The 23,699-nt window shown below is 63.5% G+C and carries 20 protein-coding genes; 9 read left to right on the plus strand and 11 right to left on the minus strand.

Annotated features, from left to right (window positions below):
• Positions 1 to 134 precede the first annotated feature (134 nt).
• The 6 genes from dapA to ACZXDY_RS27535 form a co-directional block, all read right to left on the minus strand.
• Positions 135 to 1,097: a 4-hydroxy-tetrahydrodipicolinate synthase gene (gene dapA / locus ACZXDY_RS27510; RefSeq protein ID WP_464347665.1), complete on the minus strand. Its 963-nt coding sequence runs from the start codon at positions 1,095 to 1,097 to the stop codon at positions 135 to 137.
• Between the two features lie 28 nt (positions 1,098 to 1,125).
• The gene (locus ACZXDY_RS27515; RefSeq protein WP_464347666.1) at positions 1,126 to 1,641 is read right to left on the minus strand and encodes a hypothetical protein; all 516 of its coding nucleotides are present in this window, start codon (positions 1,639 to 1,641) and stop codon (positions 1,126 to 1,128) included.
• On the minus strand, positions 1,595 to 2,038 hold the full coding sequence (locus ACZXDY_RS27520; protein ID WP_464347667.1) for a hypothetical protein: 444 nt from the start codon (positions 2,036 to 2,038) through the stop codon (positions 1,595 to 1,597). Before ACZXDY_RS27520 ends, ACZXDY_RS27515 begins: the two co-directional genes overlap by 47 nt.
• Positions 2,039 to 2,071: 33 nt before the next feature.
• The gene (locus tag ACZXDY_RS27525; protein ID WP_035691316.1) at positions 2,072 to 2,341 is read right to left on the minus strand and encodes a hypothetical protein; all 270 of its coding nucleotides are present in this window, start codon (positions 2,339 to 2,341) and stop codon (positions 2,072 to 2,074) included.
• 138 nt (positions 2,342 to 2,479) lie between these two features.
• The gene (locus ACZXDY_RS27530) at positions 2,480 to 2,752 is read right to left on the minus strand and encodes a hypothetical protein (RefSeq protein WP_245287463.1); all 273 of its coding nucleotides are present in this window, start codon (positions 2,750 to 2,752) and stop codon (positions 2,480 to 2,482) included.
• A gap of 12 nt (positions 2,753 to 2,764) precedes the next feature.
• On the minus strand, positions 2,765 to 3,229 hold the full coding sequence (locus ACZXDY_RS27535; RefSeq protein WP_464347668.1) for a hypothetical protein: 465 nt from the start codon (positions 3,227 to 3,229) through the stop codon (positions 2,765 to 2,767).
• Positions 3,230 to 3,736: 507 nt separating this feature from the next.
• Here ACZXDY_RS27535 and ACZXDY_RS27540 point away from each other — a divergent pair.
• From ACZXDY_RS27540 to ACZXDY_RS27570, 7 genes are all read left to right on the plus strand, one after another.
• Positions 3,737 to 3,826, plus strand: coding sequence for a K(+)-transporting ATPase subunit F (locus ACZXDY_RS27540; protein WP_016846764.1), 90 nt, complete (start codon positions 3,737 to 3,739; stop codon positions 3,824 to 3,826).
• A 117-nt stretch (positions 3,827 to 3,943) separates the two neighbouring features.
• Positions 3,944 to 5,647 carry a potassium-transporting ATPase subunit KdpA gene (gene kdpA, locus ACZXDY_RS27545; RefSeq protein ID WP_464347669.1) on the plus strand — a complete coding sequence of 568 codons (1,704 nt, stop codon included), beginning with the start codon at positions 3,944 to 3,946 and terminating at the stop codon, positions 5,645 to 5,647.
• 23 nt (positions 5,648 to 5,670) lie between these two features.
• Complete coding sequence (gene kdpB / locus ACZXDY_RS27550; RefSeq protein ID WP_464347670.1) at positions 5,671 to 7,785, plus strand: potassium-transporting ATPase subunit KdpB; 2,115 nt, start codon at positions 5,671 to 5,673, stop codon at positions 7,783 to 7,785.
• A 111-nt stretch (positions 7,786 to 7,896) separates the two neighbouring features.
• Positions 7,897 to 8,499: a K(+)-transporting ATPase subunit C gene (locus tag ACZXDY_RS27555; protein ID WP_464347671.1), complete on the plus strand. Its 603-nt coding sequence runs from the start codon at positions 7,897 to 7,899 to the stop codon at positions 8,497 to 8,499.
• Positions 8,500 to 8,541: 42 nt separating this feature from the next.
• Positions 8,542 to 11,265, plus strand: coding sequence for a DUF4118 domain-containing protein (locus ACZXDY_RS27560; RefSeq protein WP_464347672.1), 2,724 nt, complete (start codon positions 8,542 to 8,544; stop codon positions 11,263 to 11,265).
• Positions 11,262 to 11,951 carry a response regulator gene (locus ACZXDY_RS27565; RefSeq protein ID WP_028166557.1) on the plus strand — a complete coding sequence of 230 codons (690 nt, stop codon included), beginning with the start codon at positions 11,262 to 11,264 and terminating at the stop codon, positions 11,949 to 11,951. Before ACZXDY_RS27560 ends, ACZXDY_RS27565 begins: the two co-directional genes overlap by 4 nt.
• Before the next feature lie 68 nt (positions 11,952 to 12,019).
• Entirely contained in the window at positions 12,020 to 12,271 is a 252-nt protein-coding gene (locus tag ACZXDY_RS27570) for a DUF6496 domain-containing protein (RefSeq protein ID WP_464347673.1), read from the plus strand.
• Between the two features lie 231 nt (positions 12,272 to 12,502).
• On the opposite strand, the gene ku is transcribed toward ACZXDY_RS27570, so the two are convergent.
• The gene (gene ku / locus ACZXDY_RS27575) at positions 12,503 to 13,387 is read right to left on the minus strand and encodes a non-homologous end joining protein Ku (RefSeq protein WP_464347674.1); all 885 of its coding nucleotides are present in this window, start codon (positions 13,385 to 13,387) and stop codon (positions 12,503 to 12,505) included.
• Positions 13,388 to 13,497: 110 nt separating this feature from the next.
• On the opposite strand from ku, the gene ligD reads away from it, so the two are divergent.
• Positions 13,498 to 16,173, plus strand: coding sequence for a DNA ligase D (gene ligD / locus ACZXDY_RS27580; protein WP_464347688.1), 2,676 nt, complete (start codon positions 13,498 to 13,500; stop codon positions 16,171 to 16,173).
• A gap of 213 nt (positions 16,174 to 16,386) precedes the next feature.
• On the opposite strand, the gene ACZXDY_RS27585 is transcribed toward ligD, so the two are convergent.
• Positions 16,387 to 16,551: a DUF3309 family protein gene (locus tag ACZXDY_RS27585; protein WP_080663914.1), complete on the minus strand. Its 165-nt coding sequence runs from the start codon at positions 16,549 to 16,551 to the stop codon at positions 16,387 to 16,389.
• Positions 16,552 to 16,711: 160 nt separating this feature from the next.
• Between ACZXDY_RS27585 and ACZXDY_RS27590 the strand changes: the two genes are divergently transcribed.
• Entirely contained in the window at positions 16,712 to 17,023 is a 312-nt protein-coding gene (locus ACZXDY_RS27590) for a polyhydroxyalkanoic acid system family protein (protein ID WP_130224529.1), read from the plus strand.
• A 67-nt stretch (positions 17,024 to 17,090) separates the two neighbouring features.
• Here ACZXDY_RS27590 and treY read toward each other — a convergent pair whose 3' ends face one another.
• Genes treY through glgX form a run of 3 tightly spaced genes read right to left on the minus strand, consistent with a single transcriptional unit; the run spans position 17,091 to position 23,699 of the window.
• Positions 17,091 to 19,865 (minus strand): malto-oligosyltrehalose synthase, encoded by a 2,775-nt coding sequence (treY, locus tag ACZXDY_RS27595; protein WP_464347675.1) that lies wholly within the window; start codon positions 19,863 to 19,865, stop codon positions 17,091 to 17,093.
• A gap of 4 nt (positions 19,866 to 19,869) precedes the next feature.
• Positions 19,870 to 21,627: a malto-oligosyltrehalose trehalohydrolase gene (gene treZ, locus ACZXDY_RS27600; protein WP_464347676.1), complete on the minus strand. Its 1,758-nt coding sequence runs from the start codon at positions 21,625 to 21,627 to the stop codon at positions 19,870 to 19,872.
• Entirely contained in the window at positions 21,624 to 23,699 is a 2,076-nt protein-coding gene (glgX, locus tag ACZXDY_RS27605) for a glycogen debranching protein GlgX (RefSeq protein WP_130224477.1), read from the minus strand. Before glgX ends, treZ begins: the two co-directional genes overlap by 4 nt.

Here is a 23,699-nt window from a genome sequence, read left to right on the forward strand (position 1 = left end):
TTCCGCTCCGGGTCATTTTCGACCGGCTCTATCGGCTTTGCCTGCGATGTAATGTCCGTTTGTCCCCAAAGCAACCAATGCCGGGACTCAGCCAAGAACCAGCGTTTGGCCGGATGCCCGTGCTTCAAACATCCCTACACAACTTGCGACGACCGCTTCGTTCGCTGGTGGCGCACCGGTGCGGCGGGCAAAGTATCCCGCACGCCAGACCATTCTTCGTCGTCGAGTTCGGCGATCGCCTTCCTGACCTCGGCCTTGGCGGCGTCGTTCAACTGAACGATCGGGAGGCGCGTATTCGGCTGGATCAACCCAAGCAGCGACAGCGCATACTTCAGCGCCGCTGGATGCTCGGTGGCGAGCAACCCGGCAATCGGGACCAGGCGGTTGAACAGATACCCGGCCGATTGCGGTCGTGCTTCCTTGAGGCTTGCAAGAACCGCCTGGCACAGTTCCGGTACGAGGTTCGCGACTGCCGAGATGCAGCCGTGTCCACCGACGGCCATGAACGGCAGCGTGGTCAAATCGTCGCCTGACAGCAGGCGGAAATGCGGCGGCAGCGACGTGCGTATGCGGACCAGGCGTCCGACATCGCCGCTGCTGTCGCGCAATCCGATGAACTGCTCGGATTCAGCTAGGCGCTCAAGCGTTGCGTCGGAGAGTTCGCGAAGGGTGCGCGAGGGAACGTCGTGCAGGATAACCGGAAGCGCGGTCGCCTCGGCCACTGCGCGGAAATGCGCGAGGAGTCCAGCCTGCATCGGCTTGTTGTAATAGGGGACGACCGAGAGCACGGCATCGGCGCCGGCGGCCTCCGCCTGCCGCGTCAGTTCGACGGCGCGGTCTGTTGCGTTGGATCCGGCGCCGGCGATGATGCTGATACGGCCATGCGCGACCTCGACGGCGCGGCGAACGAGGCCGGCCTTCTCTCCCGTCGTCAGGGTCGGCGCCTCGCCCGTGGTCTCGCCGACCACGATCGCACTGGCGCCGGCTGCGATCTGACGCTCGCATAGTTGCACAAAGGCGTCGAAATCGACTTCGCCATCTTCGTCGAACGGCGTCGGAAGGTCGGGGATGTAGCCCGCGAGCCAGTCCTGTTTCATGTGTCGTCCTTCGGAATAGGCACCGCATTCAATATCTGGCGGCGCGTGAGCGCGTGCCGGGGAGTGGAGCATTGCTGCGCGGTGCCAATCCGCGCCACAGCCAGTTGTTGACCTTGGGCTTTCTGATGCTCGGCGGCGCCGTATCGATTTCGATTTCGACGGCGCTTGCAAATGCCCGCTTCAGGCGCGGATTCTCGATCCGCTCAAGATACTGACGTAAAGCGGCATCGGCGGCGTCGTTCTGCCGTGGAATGGCGCTGCAGAGGTCGGCACTGATCTTGCGGAAGAAGCTGAAACTCGGCTGCTCCTCGGAGCTGTGGCCGCCGCGATCAATCTCGGCGGCTATCGCCATCACGTTCAACCGATCGGCATTATCGAGCGTTACGGCAAAGCGCAGAAGCGCCAGTTGCCAGGCGCGCAGCAGTCTGTTGTGCCATTCAACCGGATCCTGCGATTCCATTGGTAACGCCTTCCCAGCCGCGCAAATGCTTCGCGGTTCACGCCGCTCTTTCCATTTGCACGAAACCCTGCCGGTGAGCGGCAAGCACGAGGCCGCGTTGGCACCTCACGCCTGCCTCGATCCGGAAGCCCATCTGCTCCAGCCTCCTTCGGATGTTGAGGCAGAATTCGCCTTCACGAGAGTCGATCAGGATCGCAATGGTGGCGTTCGTGCTGAGGAACTGCGAGACTTCCAGGAGCGCCGCCTCGATCGCCGCCAGGGATTTGTCTCCCGTGAGCAGGCCGATGCTGTGCTGTCTCCTGGGCACCCGGCAGGTTGCGGTTGTCGCGACCTGAACGAAGCCGCGCCTGCGCAGCGAAAGATAGAGCTCCATGGCTCCGCTTCCCGCGATGATCGTGCGGTGCAGGTTGGACAGGTGCGTCAGCGTAATCATCGTATCGACGACCTGGTCGCGGTCGGCAACTAAACAAGGCTGCATCATCTGACTCCTCCTGAATGTAGGCCGCGAATCGGATCAGGCGACGCGTCGCGCGGCTGTTGCTTGTGACGGCGCGGCGGAGGAACTGCGGTTCATGTCAAGTTCGAATTCGCGCGACAGTTCGACGATGGTTTCTGGATGATGCCCGTTCTCGAACAGCGCGTATTTGACTGCCTGGGAGCGATTGACGAACAGCCCGCCGTAGAGACCGTTCTGTTCCTGGGCGACCCACTGGCCGCGCCGGTTCCGTCCGATAAAGACGATAGGCGAAGCAGAGCTACACGATGGAGGTTCGTCGAGTTTGATGTTCACGAGTTTCATTTTTGTGATTCCTTCACGAGACTTGGTAACGCGTTCAATATCTTTGCGGGTGGATATGAAATCGAGGAGGGCGGGCAATCGATCTCATAAGAGACCTATAAGATCGCGAGGACTGTCGCGGGATCACCGGCCGGTTGCCGAGGCGAGCGCGCAAAGCGCGGCATAGGCTGCCATCTCGTCCCAATGGTTGAGATCGGCATCCATGAATTGCTCCCGCCGTATCAGGGCGATGACGGCACAGAGCACGGTGGACATCCAGAGCAGCGCGATGAAGCTGCGGCCAAAGCCGATGCTCCCGAACAGCGCGAAACCGCTCAGGATCAGCAACCGAAACACAAATCGAACCAGGACCTGGGCGGATTTCAGCTTTTGCGGCAGGTTTGGCAGTGGCTGCACGGCGCTGCTCGCTCAGGCGAAATTGTCGCTCAGCATCGGCTGGTAGAGGCCGTCGGCATGACGTTCGACGCTCGGCACGCTGGGCCGGCTCGACGGCGCAGTGATCCGCTGTGCCTCGACGAACGCGCTCAAGATGGCGAGCGCCAGATCGGCATGATGGGTCTCGATCGATTGATCGAGCCAGTCCGGCAGTTCGCGCTCGCGCGATAGCGCGCAGTACCATTCGCCGTCGTCATAGGCGAGGCGACGAACCTGCCATTGCGGCAGTTTGAGGTCGAGCAGCGCCAGCGCTGCATCGGTCCACGCGCCGAGTTTGATCAGTGCCTCGACGCGCGCCGTCTTGTCGCGTTGCCCCTGCGAGGGAAAGCGTCGGCAATAGTCGCGGATGAGGTCGGACATCAGTTCGACTGTCACGCTACCGGCGTCCCGCAGCCGAAGGCCGAAGTCGGCGGTCAAGGGTTCTGAAAGCAGTGACATGGCGAGACCTATCAATCATGCGGTTTGACGAAATGCCGCAGGTCAAACGTGGTCAAAACGCCATTTGAAAACGAGATGGGGCGGCGGCCGGAAATATAGGGATTTCATAAAGATGGACGGGGCGCGCGATGCCGAACCTCACGCGTCGTCCCGACAAACGCCAGGACCCAGATCACCATTCTGTGTTTGGAAGCGTGCTGTGGCGGCCCCACCTCTTCGATACCGATACCGGAGGTTGTGGGTCCCGGCTAGGCCAAGGGCTCGCCGCGGCGTGCAAGCCTGAGAAGCGGATCTTTATAAGATTCCTATAACGACGCCGCAGCCTACATCTCGAAAACCTATGCGGCGGGTGGCACCTCACCTCGGAACCAAAACGGGCCGTTTGTTGGCCCGCTATGCATAGGAGCCTCCAATGCTTGATCTCGTCATGCTGGTGCTCGCCGCGGCATTTTTCGCAGCCGGCATAGGCTACGCCTACGCCTGCGAAAGGCTGTGAGGGGGCGCGCCATGATTTTCGACTATTCGCTCGCCGGCCTCGTCTCGCTCGGCCTTCTCTTCTACCTCACCTATGCGCTGCTGCGCCCTGAGCGGTTTTGATCAAAGCCATGTTCATGCTCGGCCAGCTTCTCGTGGCAGATGCGGCGCTGACCACCCTGCTCGTCGGCGTGCTTGCCGTGCTGCTGCGCTCAAAGCCCATTCGAAAGGTTTAATGCCATGACCGCCATCGGCTGGTTCCAAATAATCCTCTTTTGCGCCGTCGTCGTCGCGCTGGTCAAGCCGCTCGGCTGGTACATGACGCGCGTCTTCAACGGCGAGGCGACTTTGCTGTCGCCGGTGCTGCGCCCGGTGGAGCGCGGGTTCTACTGGATCAGCGGCGTCGACGAAAGGCGCGAACAGCACTGGCTGACCTATACGGTCGCGATGCTTCTGTTTCATATCGGCGGCTTCCTGATCATCTACGGCGTGATGCGGCTGCAGGCCGTGTTGCCGTTCAATCCGGCGGACCAGGCCGCCGTTGCCCCGGATCTGTCGTTCAACACCGCGGTCTCCTTTCTCACCAACACCAACTGGCAGAACTACGGCGGTGAAAGCACGGTGTCGTACCTGGTCCAGATGCTCGGCCTGACGCACCAGAACTTCCTCTCGGCTGCGACCGGCATGGTGCTCGCTGTGGCGTTGATCCGCGGCTTCGCCCGCGCCTCTGTACGCACGATCGGCAATTTCTGGGTCGATATCACCCGCTGCACGCTCTACATCCTGCTGCCGATCTGCATCGTCTATTCGCTGTTCCTGGTGTCGCAGGGCATGCCGCAGACGCTCGGGCCCTATGTCGACGCAACCACGCTCGAAGGCGCCAAGCAGACGATCGCCGTCGGTCCCGTAGCGTCGCAGGTCGCGATCAAGATGCTCGGCACCAATGGCGGCGGCTTCTTCAACGCCAACGCCGCGCACCCCTTCGAGAATCCGACCGCGCTGTCGAACTTCGTGCAGATGCTCTCGATCTTCGTGATCGGCGCCGCGTTCACCAACGTGTTCGGCCGCATGGTCGGCAACCAGCGCCAGGGCTGGGCGATCCTCGCCGTGATGGGCGTGCTGTTCATCGCCGGCGTTTTTGTCTGCTACTGGTCCGAGGCCAACGGCACCACCGCGCTGCAGGCGCTGGGTCTGTCCGGCGGCAATATGGAAGGCAAGGAAATCCGCTTCGGCATCGTCGCGTCCTCGCTGTTCGCCGTCGTCACCACCGCGGCGTCCTGCGGCGCCGTCAATGCCATGCATGACAGCTTCACCGCGCTCGGCGGCATGATCCCGCTGATCAACATGCAACTCGGCGAAATCATCGTCGGCGGCGTCGGCGCCGGTCTTTATGGCATGCTGCTGTTCGTCGTGCTGGCGATCTTCGTCGCCGGCCTGATGGTCGGCCGTACGCCGGAATATGTCGGCAAGAAGATCGAGGCGCGCGAGGTCAAGATGGCGATGCTCGCGATCCTGGTGCTGCCGCTGATGTATCTCGGCTGGACCGCCGTCGCCGTGGTGCTGCCGTCCGCGGTTGCTTCGATGGCCAATGCCGGCCCGCACGGCTTCACCGAGGTGCTCTATGCCTTCACCTCGGCGACCGGCAATAACGGCTCGGCCTTTGCAGGTCTCACCGGCAACACCTTCTTCTACAACCTCACGCTCGCCAGCGCGATGTTCGTCGGCCGCTTCTTCATGATCGTGCCGGCAATGGCGATTGCGGGTTCGCTGGCGCAGAAGAAGTCGGTCCCGCCGTCGGCCGGCACGTTCCCGACCACCGGCGGCCTGTTCGTCGGTCTCGTCGTCGGCGTGATCCTGATCATCGGCGGCCTCACCTTCTTCCCGGCGCTGGCGCTCGGACCGATCGTCGAGCATCTCGCCATGAACGCCAACACCCTGTTCTGATCGAATTAATTGGAGTCACATCCATGGAAACCATGAAACTGCAAAAGCAGGTGAGGGCGTCGACCATGCTCGACCCCAAAATCCTGGTACCTGCGATCAAATCGTCCTTCATCAAGCTCGATCCGCGGCTGATGGCGAAGAACCCCGTGATGTTCGTGGTCGAGATCGTCGCCGCGCTCACCACGGTGATCTTCCTGCGTGACCTCGTCACCGGCGCGGAGAACATCGGCTTCACTTTCCAGATCATCCTGTGGCTCTGGTTCACGGTGCTGTTCGCCAATTTCGCCGAAGCCGTCGCCGAGGGCCGCGGCAAGGCGCAGGCGGATTCGCTGAAGAAGACCCGCACCGAGAGCCAGGCCAAGCTGCTGGAAGGTTCGGGGCGGAACTACCGCCTCGTCCCCGGCACCACGCTCAAGGTCGGCGACATCGTTCTGGTCGAGGCCGGCGACATCATCCCGTCCGACGGCGAGGTGATCGAAGGCGTGGCCTCGGTCAACGAAGCCGCGATCACCGGCGAGTCCGCGCCCGTGATCCGTGAATCCGGCGGCGACCGTTCGGCGGTGACCGGCGGCACGCAGGTGCTGTCGGACTGGATCCGCGTCCGCATCACCGCGGCGCAGGGCTCGACCTTCATCGACCGCATGATCCGGCTGGTCGAAGGCGCCGAGCGGCAGAAGACGCCGAACGAGATTGCGCTGAACATCCTGCTGGCCGGCCTCACCATCATCTTCGTGTTCGCGACCGTGACGATCCCGAGCTACGCGGCCTATGCCGGCGGCTCGATCTCGGTCGTGGTGCTGGTGGCGCTGTTCGTGACGCTGATCCCGACCACGATCGGCGCGCTGCTCTCGGCGATCGGCATCGCCGGCATGGACCGCCTGGTGCGCTTCAACGTGCTGGCAATGTCCGGCCGCGCGGTGGAAGCCGCCGGCGACGTCGACACGCTGTTGCTCGACAAAACCGGCACCATCACGCTCGGCAACCGCCAGGCGACCGCGTTCCGCCCCGTGCGTGGCGTCACCGAGCAGGAGCTTGCCGATGCCGCGCAGCTCGCCTCGCTCGCCGACGAGACGCCGGAAGGCCGTTCCATCGTCGTGCTGGCCAAGGAGAAATACGGCATCCGCAGCCGCGACATGCATGAGCTCGCCGCGACCTTCGTGCCGTTCACCGCGCAGACCCGCATGAGCGGCATCGATGCCGGCTCGTCCGCGGTCCGCAAGGGCGCGGTGGATGCGATCCTCAACTATATCGGCGGCGGCACCGCGCAGACGCTGGCGAGCGGCAATGCTGTCCGCGCCCTCCAGGCCAATGTCAACACCGACGCCGCGCGCGAACTGCAGAGCATTGCCGACGAGATCGCCAAGGAAGGCGGCACGCCGCTCGCCGTGGCCAAGGACGGCCGGCTGCTCGGCGTCATCCACCTCAAGGATATCGTCAAGGGCGGCATCCGCGAGCGCTTCGCCGAGCTGCGTCGCATGGGCATCCGGACCGTGATGATCACCGGCGACAATCCGATGACCGCGGCGGCGATCGCGGCCGAAGCCGGCGTCGACGACTTCCTGGCGCAGGCCACGCCCGAGGACAAGCTCAAGCTGATTCGCGACGAGCAGGCCAAGGGCAAGCTGGTGGCGATGTGCGGCGACGGCACCAACGACGCGCCGGCGCTCGCGCAGGCTGACGTCGGCGTCGCCATGAACACCGGCACCCAGGCCGCGCGCGAAGCCGGCAACATGGTCGACCTCGATTCCAACCCGACCAAACTGATCGAAGTGGTCGAGATCGGCAAGCAGCTCCTGATGACCCGCGGTGCGCTGACGACGTTCTCGATCGCCAACGATGTCGCGAAATATTTCGCAATCATCCCGGCGATGTTCCTGGCGTTCTATCCGCAGCTCGGCGTGCTCAACATCATGGGCCTTTCAAGCCCGCAGAGCGCGATTCTGTCGGCGATCATCTTCAACGCGCTGATCATCATCGCGTTGATCCCGCTGGCGCTGAAGGGCGTGGCCTATCGCGCGATAGGCGCCGGCGCGCTGCTCCGCCGCAACCTGATGATCTACGGTATCGGCGGCATCATCATCCCCTTCATCGGCATCAAGGCGATCGACCTCGCGGTCGCAGCCTTGCACCTGGCTTAATGGACACCGTCATTGCGAGGAGCGAAGCGACGCAGCAATCCACGATCTTTGCCCCGCGGCCCGATGGATGGCTTCGCTTCGCTCGCAATGACGAGAATTAGGAGAGACAACATGCTTAGAGAAATTCGTCCCGCCATCGTCCTTCTGCTGTTGTTGACGGCAGTCACGGGCCTCGCCTATCCGCTCGCGATCACCGCCATCGCCGGCGTGATCTTTCCGTCAGAGGCGCAGGGCAGCCTGATCGAGAAGGACGGCAAGGTCATCGGCTCCGCCCTGATCGGTCAGGAGTTCAAGGAGGACAAATACTTCCACGGCCGGCCGTCGGCGACGCTGGCGCCGGATCCGAACGATTCCTCCAAGACGGTGCCCGCGCCCTACAACGCGGCGAACTCCGGCGGCTCCAACCTCGGCCCGACCAGCAAGGCGCTGAACGACCGCGTCAAGGAGGATGTCGAGAAGCTGAAGGCGGAAAACCCGTCCCAACCGGTGCCGATCGACCTCGTCACCACCTCGGGAAGCGGCCTCGATCCCGACATTTCGCCGGAGGCGGCGCTCTTCCAGGTGCCGCGGGTGGCAAAAGCGCGCAACCTGCAGGAAGCGCAGGTCCGCCAGCTCGTCGAAGCCAACACCAAGGGCCGTTTGATCGGCGTGCTCGGCGAGCCGCGGGTGAATGTCCTGGCGCTTAACCTCGCTTTGGACGGCGCTTCGAAATAAAGGCGGCTAGGCCGAATGACGTGACGCGACTATATTTGCTCTATGGCAAATGAGCATCGCGACCCTGAGAAGCGACCCTCGCCGGACGCGCTGTTGGAAGCCGCCCGGCGAGAGAACGATGCGTCCGGACGGCTGAAGATCTTCGTCGGCGCCGCTCCCGGCGTCGGCAAGACCTACGAGATGCTGCAGAGCGCGCATGCCAAGCTCAAGGGCGGCACCGATGTGGTGGTGGGTGTTGTCGAGACCCACGGCCGGGCCGAGACCGAGGCGCTGCTGCAGGGGCTCGAAGTGATCCCCCGCAAGCGGATCAATTACAAGGACCAGGTGCTCGAGGAGATGGACCTGGATGCGCTGATCGCGCGCCGGCCGCAGCTTGCCATCGTCGACGAGCTCGCCCACACCAACGCGCCCGGCAGCCGGCATCCGAAGCGCTATCTCGACGTCGAGGAACTGCTCTCCCACGGCATCGATATCTACACCGCCGTCAACGTCCAGCACATCGAAAGCCTCAACGACGTCGTCGCCCAGATCACGCATGTGCGGGTGCGCGAGACCGTGCCGGATTCGATCTTCGACCGCGCGGATGCGATCGAATTGATCGACCTGCCGCCCGACGATTTGATCCAGCGATTGAAGGAGGGCAAGGTCTATGTGCCCAAGCAGGCGGAGCGGGCGCTTCAGCATTATTTCTCGCCGGGCAACCTGACCGCGCTGCGCGAACTGGCGCTGCGGCGGACCGCCGAGCGGGTCGACGAACAGTTGCTCAATCACATGCAGGCCAATGCCATCGCCGGTCCCTGGGCCGCGGGCGAGCGTATATTGGTCTGCGTCAGCGAGGATCCGCGCGCCGCCGGCCTCGTGCGCTACGCCAAGCGGCTTGCCGATCGCCTGCACGCGCCCTGGACCGCGATCAGCATCGAAACCCGGCGCAGCCTGCAGCTCTCTGACGAGCAGCGTGACCGGCTCGCCGATACGATGCGGCTTGCCGAATCGCTTGGCGGCGAGGCGCTGACGATTCCCGCCGTGCATCGCCGCATCGCCGATGATCTGATCAGTTTCGCGCAGTCCAGCAATGTCACGCATGTCGTGATCGGCAAGTCGTCGCGCTCGCGGTGGTTCGAGATCCTGCGCGGCTCCGTGGTGCACGATCTGGTGCGGCGCGCAGGCAATATCAGCGTGCACGTGATCGCCGGCGAGGATCTGCCTGCCGGCCTCGACAAAGGGCCGGCGGTGCAGACGGCGGCGCGAACCGAGCCGTTCAACCTCAGGCCTTATTTGTACTCGCTCCTGATCGTCGGCCTCGGGCTCGGCGCTGCCGAACTTGTTCACCCCCGCTTCGGCGTCGAGAACGTCGATCTGGTGTTCCTCACCGCCGTCGTCGTGGTGGCCGTGCGCTATGGCCTGTGGCCGTCGCTGCTCACCAGCGTCATAGCTTCGCTGTGCTACAATTTCTTCTTCCTGCCGCCGGTCTACACCTTCACGATCACCGACCCGACCAATATCGCGGCGTTCTTCTTCTTCATGCTGATCGCGCTGCTCGTCTCCAACGTCGCGGCGCGGGTGCGGGTGCAGGCCGATACCGCGATCAGCCGCGTGCGCATGACCGAGTGGCTTTACGCCTTCAGCCGCAAGCTCGCGGGCACCGCGACCCTGGACGACGTATTATGGGCGACCGCCTACCAGATCGCACTGATGCTGAAGGTGCGCGTGGTGCTGCTGCTGCCGGAAGAGGGCTTGCTCGTCGTCAAGGCCGGCTATCCGCCGGAAGACCAGCTCGACGACGCCGATCTTGCCGCCGCGAACTGGGCCTGGTCGAACGATCGGCCGGCTGGCCGCGGCTCGGACACGTTGCCGGGCGCCAAGCGCCTGTTTTTGCCGATGCGGACCGGCCGCGGCCTGATCGGCGCCATCGGCATCGACAATGACAAGACCGGCCCGCTGCTGACGCCGGACCAGCGGCGGCTGCTGGATGCGCTGGTCGACCAGGGCGCGCTCGCGATCGAGCGCGTGCTGCTGGTCGAGGACATGGACAAGGTCAAGCGCACCGTCGAATCCGAGCGCCTGCGCTCAGCGCTCCTGACCTCGATCTCGCACGACCTGAAGACCCCATTGGCCTCGGTACTCGGCGCCGCCTCGACCATGCGCGATCTCGGCGGCAACCTCACGGATGCGCAGAAGCACGATCTGCTCGCGACCGTGATCGACGAGTCCGAACGGCTGAACCGCTTCATCGCCAATCTGCTCGACATGACCAAGCTCGAATCCGGCGCCATCGTGCCGAACACGGCGCGGCATGATGTCGGCGAAATTGTCGGCAGCGCGCTGCGCCGCGCCGGCAAGATCCTGGTGCGGCACAAGGTTTCGCTCGATCTCGCCGCCGATCTGCCGATGCTGGAGCTCGACGCGGTGCTGTTCGAACAGGTGCTGTTCAACCTGCTCGACAACGCGGCCAAATACGCTCCTGCCGACACCACGATCTCGATCCGCGGCCGGCGCGATCGTGATTCGATCGTGCTGCAGGTCATGGACGAGGGCAGCGGCATTCCGCCGACCGAACTCGAAAGCATCTTCGACAAGTTCTACCGTGTGCAGAAGGGCGATCATGTCCGCCCCGGCACCGGCCTCGGTCTTGCGATCTCCCGCGGATTCGTCGAAGCCATGCATGGCACGATCTCGGCCGCCAACCGCACCGACCGGAGCGGCGCCGTGCTCACCATCCGGCTGCCGATCCCGGCGGCTACCGCTGCGCTGGATACCGCTGCATGAACGCGACACCCATCAAGGTCCTGGTCATCGATGACGAGCCGCCGATCCGCAAATTGTTGCGGATGGGGCTGAACACGCAAGGGTACGAAATTCTCGAGGCCCCCAACGGCAAGGCCGGACTGGAGATGCTCGCGCAGGGGCCTGCGCTGATCATCCTCGATCTGGGCCTGCCTGATATCCAGGGCCACGACCTCCTACGCATGATCCGCGCGCGCAACGAAAGCGTGCCGATCGTGGTGCTGTCAAGCCGCGGCGACGAGGCGGGCAAGGTGCAGGCGCTCGACCTCGGCGCCGACGATTATCTGACCAAGCCGTTCGGCATGGATGAGCTCTTGGCACGACTGCGCGCGGCGCTGCGCCATCAATTGCAGGTGCAGGGTGAACGGCCGGTGTTTCGCACCGGTGATCTCTCGGTTGACCTCGTGCGCCGCATCGTCAAGGTCGGCGATCGCGAGGTGAAATTGTCGCCAAAGGAATATGAGCTGCTTCGTGTGCTGGTGCAGCACGCGGGCAAGGTGCTCACACATCGTTTCCTGTTGAAGGAATTGTGGGACGAACTCACCGATGCGCAATATCTTCGCGTCTATGTGCGTCAGCTTCGGCAGAAGATCGAGGCTGATCCCGAGCGTCCGCAATTCGTGCTGACAGAGACTGGGATAGGCTATCGCTTGCGCGCGGCGGACTGAAGCGGGTTGCATAGACGGAACTTTCTTCGGGCAAGGAAATTAATCTCCCTCAACCGGGAGATACGCCAATGGCACGCAAGTATTCCAGGAAAGCATCCGGCGACGTCAAGCGCGCGATGAAGAAGCGCAAGGCCGGCACGTTGAAGAGCGGCCGCTCGGGCCGCAAGGTCAAGAGCCGCAAACAGGCGATCGCGATCGGGCTTTCGGAAGCACGCGCCAAAGGCAGGAAGGTGCCGAAGAAGGCTTCGAAGAAGAAAGCTTCCAAAAAGAAAACGACGAAGAAGCGGAAGAGCAGCAAGAAGCGGAAGACGAAGCGCTAACTTAAGCTCCCGCCGCTCTACCTGTTTGCTCCGTCGTCGTCCCTGCGAAAGCAGGGACCCATAACCACAGGGAAGGGTTGTGGTGCGAGCAAGCAGTTGGAGCGGAGCACATAACAACTCCCTGTGGTTATGGGTCCCGGGGCAAGCCCGGGACGACACCGGAATTGTGGAGACGGCGCCATTCCAAACCGCGACCATTTCAATGGCTGCCTGGCTCGACGGTCGCTATGACTACCCCGCCTTGCGTGCACGCGCGGTCGAGCGATGCGCTTTTCGCGCTGCGCGGCGGCGGGCGGGCTGGCGGCGGGCGGTGGAATGGCTGCGTTTCTTGGCTGCCGAGCGGCCCTTCAGGCTCTGCTTCAGCGCATCCATCAGGCTGACGACGTTGCTCGGCCGCTCCTCGGGCTCCGGGGCCTCGATCGGCTTGCCGGCCGCCTTGCGTCGCACCAGTGCCTTCAGTGCATCCTCATAGTCGTCCTTGAATTTCGAGGGGTCGAAATGCGCCGCCTTGCTGTCGAGGATGTGGCCGGCGAGCTCGACCATGTCCTTGGTGATCTTCGGCGTCTTGATGTCGTCGAAATAATCGGCCTCGTCGCGCAGCTCATAAGGGTAGCGTAAGGTGGTGCCGAGCAGGCCCTTGCCGAGCGGCTCGATCGCCATGACGTGCTCGCGGTTGGTCAGCACGATCCGCGCCAGCGCGACGCGGTCCTGGTCCTTCATCGCGTCACGGATCACAGCGAAAGCGTCAGCACCGGCCTTGCCGTCGGGCGCGATGTAATAGGGGTGGTTGAGATAGCGCTTGTCGATCTCGTCGCTGGGCACGAAGCTTTCGATGTCGATTGTGTGGTTGCTCTCGATCTGGACGGATTCGAGCTCCTCCGGTTCGATCTCGACATATTTCCCTTTCCGTAGCTCATAGCCGCGCGCCTTCTGGTCGGCTTCGACGATGTCGCCGGTTTCGGCGTCCACCATCTGCTGCTTCAAGCGGTTGCCGGTCTCCTTGTTGATCATGTGGAAGCGGGTTTTCGCGACCGACGTCGAGGCCGGATACAGCAGCACCGGGCACGCCACTAGCGACAGCTTCAGGGTGCCTTTCCAATAGGCGCGAGGGGCCATTTCATTCTCCGGATATCTTGGAGTATGGGAACTTCAACCGATGCGAGGGGTTTTGGTTCCTGGTATATACCGCCGCAAGGCGGCGGCCATTTGCGTGAGGTGCACCCGTGCTGCAGAGAAACCTGTCCACCTATCGCAAGAAACGCGACTTCTCCAAGACCGACGAGCCCTCCGGCGAGGTCAAGGTTGCGCCCTCCAAACAGCGCCGCTTTGTGATCCAGAAGCATGACGCCACGCGGCTGCATTACGACCTCCGACTCGAAATGGACGGGGTGTTCAAGTCGTGGGCGGTGACCAAGGGTCCCTCGCTTGATCCGCACGACAAGCGGCTTGCAGTGGAGGTCGAGGACCATCCGCTCGACTATGGCGATTTCGAAGGCACCATTCCGGAAGGCCAGTATGGCGGCGGCACGGTGATGCTGTGGGATCGCGGCTATTGGGAATCGGACGATCCCGCAGCCGGGTTCAAGAAAGGCGATCTGAAGTTCACCCTGGATGGCGACAAGCTGCATGGAAGCTGGGTGCTGGTGCGGATGCGCGGCGATCGTTTCGGCGGCAAGCGCACCAATTGGCTGCTGATCAAGCATCGTGACGAATACGCCAGCGAGGACGGGGAAAGCATCCTCGATGAGGACCGATCCGTCGCCTCCGGCCGCACCATGGAGCAGATCGCGGCCGGCAAGGGCAGGGCGCCAAAGCCGTTCATGCTGGCGAAGAACGGCCGCGCGAAGGCGAAGGCCGATGCGGTCTGGCAGTCCAATCGGGAGGAGACCGGCGCGGCGCGTCCGAGGACGAAAGCGCCGGCGCCTAAAACGCTGGCGTCGAAGTCGCGCGCTTCCGCCAAAGCCAAAGCAAAGAAGATCGAGCCAAAGAAGGTCGAGGCGATGCCGGACTTCGTTGCGCCGCAGCTCTGCACATCTGTCGACCGGCCGCCCGGCGGTGCTGGCTGGTGCCACGAGATCAAGCTCGATGGCTACCGCGTACAATTGCGGGTCGAGGACGGCGAGGCCACGCTCAAGACCCGCAAGGGTCTGGACTGGACCGACAAGTTCGGTGCGATCGCGAAAGAAGGCGGCAAGCTGCCTGATGTGATTGTTGACGGCGAGATCGTCGGGTTGGACAAGAACGCCATACCGAATTTCTCGACGCTGCAGGCGGCGATCTCGGACGGCAAGACCGATGATCTGATCTTCTATGCCTTCGACCTGCTGTTCGCCGAGAATGAGGATCTGCGCGCGCTGCCGCTGGCCGAGCGCAAGGCGCGGCTGAAGCGGCTCCTGGAAGCACGAAAAGGCAAGGGCAAGTTGATCCACTATGTCGAGCATTTCGAGAGCGGTGGCGATGCGGTGCTGGAGTCGGCCTGCAAATTGGAGCTTGAGGGCATCGTCTCCAAGAAGTTGGACGCGCCCTATCGCTCCGGCCGCTCCGAACTGTGGACCAAGGCGAAATGCCGTGCCGGTCACGAGGTCGTGCTGGGCGGCTGGAAGACCACCAGCGGAAAATTCCGCTCGCTGATGGCCGGCGTCTATCGCGGCGATCATCTCGCATTCGTCGGCATTGTCGGCACCGGCTTTGGCCAGGACAAGGTCCGCCGGCTGTTGCCGGTGCTGAAGGCGCATGAATCCGACGAGAGCCCGTTCGGCGGCGAGAATGCGCCGCGCAAGGCGCGCGATATCCATTGGCTGAAACCAGACCTCGTCGCCGAGATTGAATTTGCCGGCTGGACCGAGGGCGGCAATATCCGGCAGGCTGCTTTCAAGGGACTGCGGCAGGACAAGCCGGCCAAGGAGGTGGAGGCCGAAGAGCCGGCCAAGACCGAGATCGCCGAGCCGAAGCCGGGCAGGGCCGCGGCGAAGGCTGCGAAATCGGCTGCGGATAAATCCTCTGTTGTCATGGGCGTTGTGATCTCCAAGCCCGACAAGGAGCTGTGGCCCGACGCCTTCGACGGCGAGGGCGTGACCAAGCTCGATCTCGCGCGCTATTTCGAGGCGGTCGGCGAATGGATGATCGTCCATCTCAAGGGCAGGCCGTGCTCGATCGTGCGCGCGCCTGATGGCATCAATGGCGAAAAGTTCTTCCAGCGCCATGCGATGCAGGGCATGTCGAACCTCTTGGAGCTCGCAAAGGTCTCCGGCGACCGCAAGCCCTATGTGCAGATCGATCGCATCGAGGGACTGGCGGCGGTTGCGCAGATCGGTGGGCTCGAACTGCATCCCTGGAATTGCGCGCCCGATATCTACGATACGCCGGGGCGACTGGTGTTCGATCTCGATCCCGCGCCGAACGTCGAATTCTCAGACGTCATCGAGGCCGCCAAGGACATGCGCCAGCGACTCTCAGCCGTCGGCCTCGAGAGCTTCTGCAAAACCACCGGCGGCAAGGGCCTGCATGTCGTGGCGCCATTGCTGTATGGCGCAAAGGACCGCGTGACCTGGAAGGAGGCCAAAGCGTTCGCGCAGGCGATCTGCCAGTGGATGGCCGATGACGACCCCGAGCAATATCTGCTCAACATGTCGAAGAAGCTGCGCAAGGGAAAGATCTTCCTCGACTATCTGCGCAACGACCGGATGTCGACTGCGGTCGCCCCGCTGTCGCCACGCGCACGCGAAGGTGCCACCGTCTCGATGCCGCTGACTTGGGCGCAGGTGCGCGGCGATCTCGATCCGAAGAAGTACACGGTGCGCACCGTGCCGTCGCTGGTCGCGCGGAGCAAGGCCTGGGATGGCTATGACGATGCCGCCACGTCGATCAAGGCGGCGATGAAGAAGCTGGCAGCGAAGAAGTAGCGATGAGGTAGGTGGGCAAAGCGCAGCGTGCCCACCATTTCTTGCGGAGTGTGGATGGTGGGCACGCTCCGCTTTGCCCACCCTACAGCCAGCGTCGTCATGCTCCGCGAAGGCGGGGCATCCAGTATGCGGCGGCCTCTCGGCTTATGCATCGACGTCTCCGGAATACTGTCATCACCCGCTTTCGCGGGTGATGACAGCGGAGAAACAGCGTCAGATTCTCCCGAGCAATAGCAGGATCAGCAGGATGACGATCACGAGTCCGAGCCCGCCGCCGCCGTAGTAGCCGGTGCCATAGAACGGCCCGCCGCCTACGCCGCTGAAGCCGCCCAGCAGCAGGATGATCAGAATGATGAGTATGATCGTTCCAATTGACATATAAGTCTCTCCTCAGCCCGGAGGGCCTGGTTGCCGCTTCTGCCCTTCGTGAGGAAAACGAACCTAATTCATGAAGGTTCCGGCTCTCGCGCCGCACGTATCGGCCTTCTGTTTAGCTGACGTGGCACTACATGCAGTTGATCAGAGGAGGAATTTTGCAATGTCTGCTCCATTGGTCGTTTCGATTCCGCATAGCCTTGGCCGCGAGGAAGCCATGCGTCGCCTGAAGACGGGACTCTCGCGCGCTGCGAACAGCGTGCCGGTGCTCAAGGTCGATGAGGAGCGCTGGGAGGACAATCGCATGATCTTTCGCGTGCGCGCGCTCGGACAGGCCGCAACCGGTCACGTCGATGTCAACGAAGATAATGTCAATGTGGAAGTGACATTACCCTGGCTGCTGCAACGCTTTGCCGAAGTCGCGCAAACCGCGATCCGCAATCGGGGCCGTCTGCTGCTGACCAAACGCAATTGAAGCGCGGCGTATCCGCAGTGAACGCTGCGCTCCCTCTCCCGCTTGCGGGAGAGGTGGCGTCCCTTATTCAGGCGCGGACGCGCTTTCGGGTTGGCTTTAAGACGGCGGCGACTTTCGCCTTGAGGACGGCAACAGGCATATGCCTGAAGAGCGTGGAGAGCTGCAGCTCGTTCTCGCCGGCGTCGGTGACATAACCTTTAATCGTGACCGCGCCGTCGAAAGCCTCTGCTTTCGGCCAGACACGGCCGACTTCGGTGAAAGGCGCGAAGGACTTTGCAACGGCGACGATGACTGCATCCCGTTCCCATTGTCGCGCAAAGGCGATGATGTGATCGCGGTGTGCTCCACTCGTCTCCAGCGGCAGATAGTTGCCTTGCGTGAACACGTCGGGGAATTCGCTGCGAAGCCGCAGCAGGTGCCGGGTCCAGGCGAGCTTCAACCGACCGTCGGGCCATTGCTGGACAAGCTGCGCCCAGTCCGGCTCTTCCAACACGGCAAGCGCGGATGTGCGCGCGGCGAAGTCGACCGGACGGCGATTGTCAGGATCGACGAGGGAAAAATCCCAGAACTCGGTGCCCTGGTAGAAGTCCGGCACGCCGGGAAGCGTCGCCTTCAGCGTGAGCTGGCTCAGCGAATTCAGCGCGCCCAATAGCGACAGCCGCCGTGCCAGGGCTTCCAGCGCGTTCAGGAAGTCGGCCGAGCGGGAACGGTCCAGGATGCGCTCGAGGAACGTCTTGACGCCAGCCTCATAGACCTCATGCGGATTGAGCCAGCTCGTCTCCTGCTTGCCTTCGCGCGACGCTTTCAGCGCATAGGCCTGCATGCGCTCGAGGAAGCGGGGATCATCAGGTTGCCAGGCGCCGAGCATCGCCTGGTAGAGCATGTATTCCGATGTCGCCGATGGTGCGCGAAATTCCCCTTCGACCACAAGGTGCGGCGCGTTGAGGACTTTCCAGCGCGATACCGCGCTGGTCCACTCACCGGGAATTTCAGCCAGCGCCAGGATGCGGGCACGAGCATCCTCGCCGCGCTTGGTGTCGTGGGTCGCGGTCGCGGTTATGCCGTGTGGCCCTTCATTGGCGCGCCTCTGCATCATCTGGTGAAATGCGTCGACCGACAGCGCTTTCGCGGCCGGATCGCCGCCGACTTCGTTCAGCGCGAGCAGGCGATGATAGCGGTAGAAGGTGGTGTCCTCCAATGACTTTGCCATCATCGGACCGGTGAATTGCTGCACCTTCTGCGCAAAGCGCCGGACGCGCGGCGCGCTGTGAGTGGCGCGGCCGGGCTCGATCAGGTCCATGGTCAGCGCGTCCTGGAGGAAATCGAAAATGCCTTCGTCGGCGGCGAACCAGTCGCCGCGCGCCCGCTCGATCGTGTGGGCGATCAAGGCTCGATCATGCGGCGTCGGGCCGGAGGCAGTGAGATAAGTGCGATAGACCGGGAAGTGCAGCACATAGAGCTCGAGCGCCTGCCGCAGGCTGTCGGCGGAAAAATCGCGCGTCGAGTAGTGGCCGTTCGCGATCCGCGCGAGCAGCCGCCACAGCACCGTGAACTCGCTGGTGAGCAGCGTCTCGAGCACGCGGCGCTTAGCTTCTTTCAGCACCGGCGCGAGCCTCGGCGAGCGGTTGCTGATCTGCCGCCAGATCTCGTCGAGCGGCGCCAGGCCCTTGCCGTCGACCAGGACTTGGGCGATCGCGTTCATCCATTCATAGCCGGTGGTGCCGTGAACGCCGGCAAGCGCGGGCAGCTTCTCATGCTCGCCGAGGATCTTTTCGATCACAAGATAGAACGGCCTGCCGCCGCCTTGCGCATGGCGGATCAGGCGGCGCAGCCGCTGGCAATATTGCGCGGGATCACACAAGCCGTCGATATGATCGAGCCGCAATCCCTGCAGCTTGCCTTCGGCGATCAATCGCTGCACGAGCAGGTGGATCGCCTCGAATGTGGCGGCATCCTCGACGCGGATGCCGGCGAGATTGTTGATGTCGAAGAAACGGCGATAGTTGATGTCGCTGGAGGCGAGCCGCCAATGGCCGAGCTTGTAGTGCTGGCGTTCGAGCAGATGATGCAGCGCGAGCGTTTGCGCCGGGCGGCCCTCGCCGGCGCGGTAGGCCGATAGCCCGCGCGCGATGATCTCGGCGGCATCTGCGATTGCCGTCAGTTCCGCCTTGAACCCCGGGGCTTCCTTCCGATTGGGATGCCGCAGTCCCGTGTAGCGCGACGCCAGCGCGAGGATGCCCTTGCCGGCATCGCTCTCGGCGGCGTCAGCCTCGCGCACGATCGTTCGCAGCACCTCGCCATAGCGCTCGGGTGCGATCGGCAGGCGGTGCTCGAAATACCAGGCGGAGAAGCTGCCCTCGCCGGCATCGTAGCGCAGCTCGATCTCGCCGCGCTCCAGCGCTTGCCCATAGGACGAACCTAGGATCGGCAGCAGCACGCCGCCGCGGGCGCGGTAGGGCAATTGCTCCCAGTCGATGTCGAAGGAGGCGGCGTGCGGCGAGGTGGGGCCCCACTCGAGCACGTCGAGCCACCAGGGATTGTCGTCGAAATGCACGCCAACATGATTGGGCACGAAGTCCAGGATCAGCCCGATATCGTGCTGCTTGAGCGCCGCATTTAAGCGCTCGAAACCGGCTTCGCCGCCGAGTTCCGGATTGAACTTGGTGTGATCGACGATGTCATAGCCGTGGGTCGAACCCTTGCGCGCCTTCATGAAGGGCGAGGCATAAAGATGCGTGATGCCGAGCGCCTTCAGATAAGGCACGACTTCGGCGGCGGCATCGAAGTCGAAATCGGCGGTGAGCTGCAACCGATAGGTCGCGACCGGAATCGCGGGGGGCATTCTTCTATCCGATGTGCCAGCACACCGACCAAGCGGGGATGTTATCGCCCAACGCGCTGCCCCAGATCAAAGTTCCCGTGGACCGGTCTTTTGGCGTTGCAATCTCTCGGTTGCCGAGATTGGCGGTCAGCGACAGTTGCCTGCCGTCGCCCATGCGCCAATGCGCCGTCAGCAGGTCGGCCTCCGCCTGCGCGTCGCCGAAGCTGGCGCCGGCAAGCCGTGGCATGATTTCGCGGCGGCGCATCGCAAGCAGGCTCCTGACCAGCGCCAGCCGTGTCCGTCCCGGCTCGCGGTCGCGCTCCGTCCAATCCAGCACGGCCGACTGAAAGGTCGATTGCTGCAGCGGATCGGGAACCTCGTCGCCATATTTGGCATAGGCCCAGGCATATTCCTCACGCCGGCCCTTGCGGACGGCGTTGGCGAGATCGCCGTGGAAATCGCAGAAGAACGGAAACGGCGCCTTCGAGCCCCATTCCTCGCCCATGAACAGCATCGGCGTCATCGGCGCCAGCAGCGTGATCGCCAGCGCGGCCTCGATGGCTTTTGGATCGGCGAAGCTCTCGAGACGGTCGCCGAAGGGGCGATTGCCGATCTGGTCGTGGTTCTGCAGGAAGTTGACGAAAGAGGTCGGCGACAGCGCGCCGCTCGGCTCGCCGCGGCGGATGCCGCCCCAGAACGTCGAGACCTCTCCCTGGTAGACGTAGCCGGACGAGAGCGCGCGGGCGAGATCGTCACGCGGCGAGCGCTGGTAGTCGCCGTAATAGCCTTGCGCCTCCCCGGTCAGCATCACGTGCCAGACGTGATGATAGTCGTCGTTCCACTGCCCGCGATATTTGCCGCGCGGCGGGTCTTCGGTAGCATCGAGCAGGCTCGCACGATTGTCGCTGTTCTCGAGCACCAGGTTGATGTGCCGGCCGGCCTCCGCCGCAAGCCTGCCGACAGCGATGCTGAGATCATGCAGGATCGGAATTTCGCCTGTTTCCACGATGGTGTTGACGGCGTCGAGCCGCAGGCCGTCGAAGCGGTAGTCACGCAGCCAATGCACCGCGTTCCCGATCGCGAAGTCGCGCACTTGCTTGACGCGATAATCGATAGCGCTGCCCCAGGGCGTGTGCGCGTCGGTGAAGAAGCTGGGCGCGTAGCGGCCGAGATAATTTCCTTCGGGGCCGAAATGGTTGTAGACGACATCAAGCATCACCATCAGCCCGCGCTGATGGGCGGCGTCGATCAGCGCCTTCAAATCCTCCGGCCGGCCATAGGCGCTGTCGGGCGCGTACCACAGGACGCCGTCATAGCCCCAGTTGCGTGTTCCTGCGAAATCGGCGAGCGGCATCAATTCGAGCGCGGTGATGCCGCTCTCCACGAGATGGTCGAGCCTGTCGATGATCGCGCGATAGGTGCCTTCGGGTGTGAAGGTGCCGACATGCGCTTCGAGGACAACCGCCTCATGCCACGGCCGCCCGCGCCAGTCGGTGGCGCGCCACGGGAAAGCTTCGTGATCGATCACCTCGCTCGGGCCGAAGACGTCGTCGGGCTGGAACGCGGAAGCCGGGTCGGGGACGTCGATCTCATCATCGATGCGAAACCTGTAGCGCGCGCCAGCGGCGACGCCAGGGATTTCGACCTTGAACCAGCCATCGTCGCCGCGGCTCAGCGCATGCGGCTTGTCGAGCAGCACGTCGACGCGCTTGGCCGCCGGCGCCCACAGGCGGAACAGCGCGCCGTCCTTCGTCAGCAGGGGACCGAAATGCCGCTCATTCATGCCGAGCCCGCAAAGGCGAGCACCGAGCGGGAAGGCGCCTTGGTGTCGGCGCCCGACGCGAAATCAACGGGCATCTGCTTGTTCTCGGTGGTGTTGAGCACCTGGCGCCAGTTCCTGTACTCGGGCATCACAGGCATCTTGAACGCGATCTCTTCCGGTGCGGCATTCAGCACAATAAAGATCGGCGCCTGCCCTGGTTCCATCGGTCCGAGCACATAAGAGAGAAAACGCCCTTCCGGGAAATTCCAGTCGGACTCCTTCATCTCTTCCGCCGCCGGCGTCAGCCACAGCACGCCGTAGGAGCCGTCGGCGCGGCGGCCATCCAGCCAGCGCTGCGAGCGAAGCTGGGCGAACTTGCGGCGCAGCTCGGTCAAATGGCCGACGAAATCGGTGAAGTCCTCGACCTCGTCGCCGAAATTGTCCCAATTGACCCAGCCGACCTCGTTGTCCTGGCAGTACGCATTGTTGTTGCCATCCTGCGAATTGCCGACCTCGTCGCCGGCGAGCAAGAGCGGCGTGCCCTGCGCCAATAGCAGGCAGGCGAGCTGGTTCTTCCGCAACTGGCGGCGCAGCGCGATGATGTCGGGATCGTCGGTCGGACCCTCGACGCCGCAATTGTTGCTGTGATTGTCGTTGGAGCCGTCGCGATTGTCCTCGCCATTGGCTTCATTGTGCTTCTGGTTGTAGCTGAAGAGGTCCATCAGCGTGAAGCCGTCATGCACGGTGATGTGATTGACACTGGCGCGCGTCGCGCGATTGTCGTGATTGAACAGGTCCGATGAGGCCGTCATGCGGCGCGAGACTTCGCCGATCAGGCTGCCTTCGCCGCTCCAATAGCGCCGCATCGCGCTGCGATAGCGGTCGTTCCATTCCGACCATTGCGAGGGGAACGCGCCGACCTGGTAGCCGCCAAGGCCGAGGTCCCAGGGTTCGGCGACGAGCTTGACGGTGGAGAGCACCGGATCCTGCCTGACCGCGGTGAGGAAGGACGCGGCGCGGTCATAGCCGTTCGGTACGCGCGCCAGCGTGGTCGCGAGATCGAAGCGGAAGCCGTCGACGTGGCACACCTCGACCCAGTAGCGCAGCGAGTCCATCACCATCTGCAGCACGCGCGGGTGGGTGAGCCTGACCGAATTGCCGCAGCCGGTGAAGTCGTCATAGTAGCGCGGATTGTCCGGCTTCAGCCAGTAATAGGAGGCGTTGTCGATGCCGCGGAACGACAGCGTCGGGCCCATATGGTTGCCCTCGGCGGTGTGGTTGTAGACGACGTCGAGCATCACCTCGATGCCGGCATCGTGCAGTCGCGCCACAGTGGTGCGGAAGGAATCCAGCGCATTGTCCTGCGCGTAGCGCGGCTCCGGCGCGAAGAAGGCGAGCGTGTTGTAGCCCCAATAATTGGCGAGCTTCTTCTCGACCAGGATGCGGTCGTCGATCAGGCCGTGGATCGGCAACAGTTCGATCGTGGTGACGCCGAGCCGCCTCAGATGATTGATCATCGCGGGCGAGGACAGTCCGCCATAGGTGCCGCGCAGGTTCGGCGCGACGTCCTCGCGCTTCTGCGTCAGTCCCTTGACATGAGCCTCGTAGATGATCGTGTCTTCCCAGGGGATGTGGGGACGGATTTCGCGGCGGCCCCAGTTGAAGGTCTCGTCGACCACGACCGCCTTCGGCATGCCGCGGGCATTGTCGCGCCGATCAAAGGATAGGTCCTCGCGCGCGCTGCCGGTGCGGTAGGCGAAATGCGCATCGCTCCACACCAGCCGCCCCGCGAGCCGCTTGGCATAGGGATCGAGCAGGAGCTTGTTGGCATTGAACCGGTGGCCGCGCTCCGGCGCGTAGGGGCCGTAGACGCGATAGCCGTAGAGCTGGCCCGGCGAGACGTCGTTGAGATAGCCGTGCCAGACGTCCTCGGTGCGCTCCGGGAGTTCGATGCGTTCGAGCTCGCGCCGGCCCTGGCTGTCGAACAGGCACAGCTCGACCTTCTCCGCATTCGCAGAGAACAACGCAAAATTGGTACCCCTTCCGTCCCAACTGGCGCCCAGCCGGGACGACGTTCCCCCAGTCAGTCGCAT

The organism is Bradyrhizobium sp. LeoB3 (assembly GCF_055456055.1).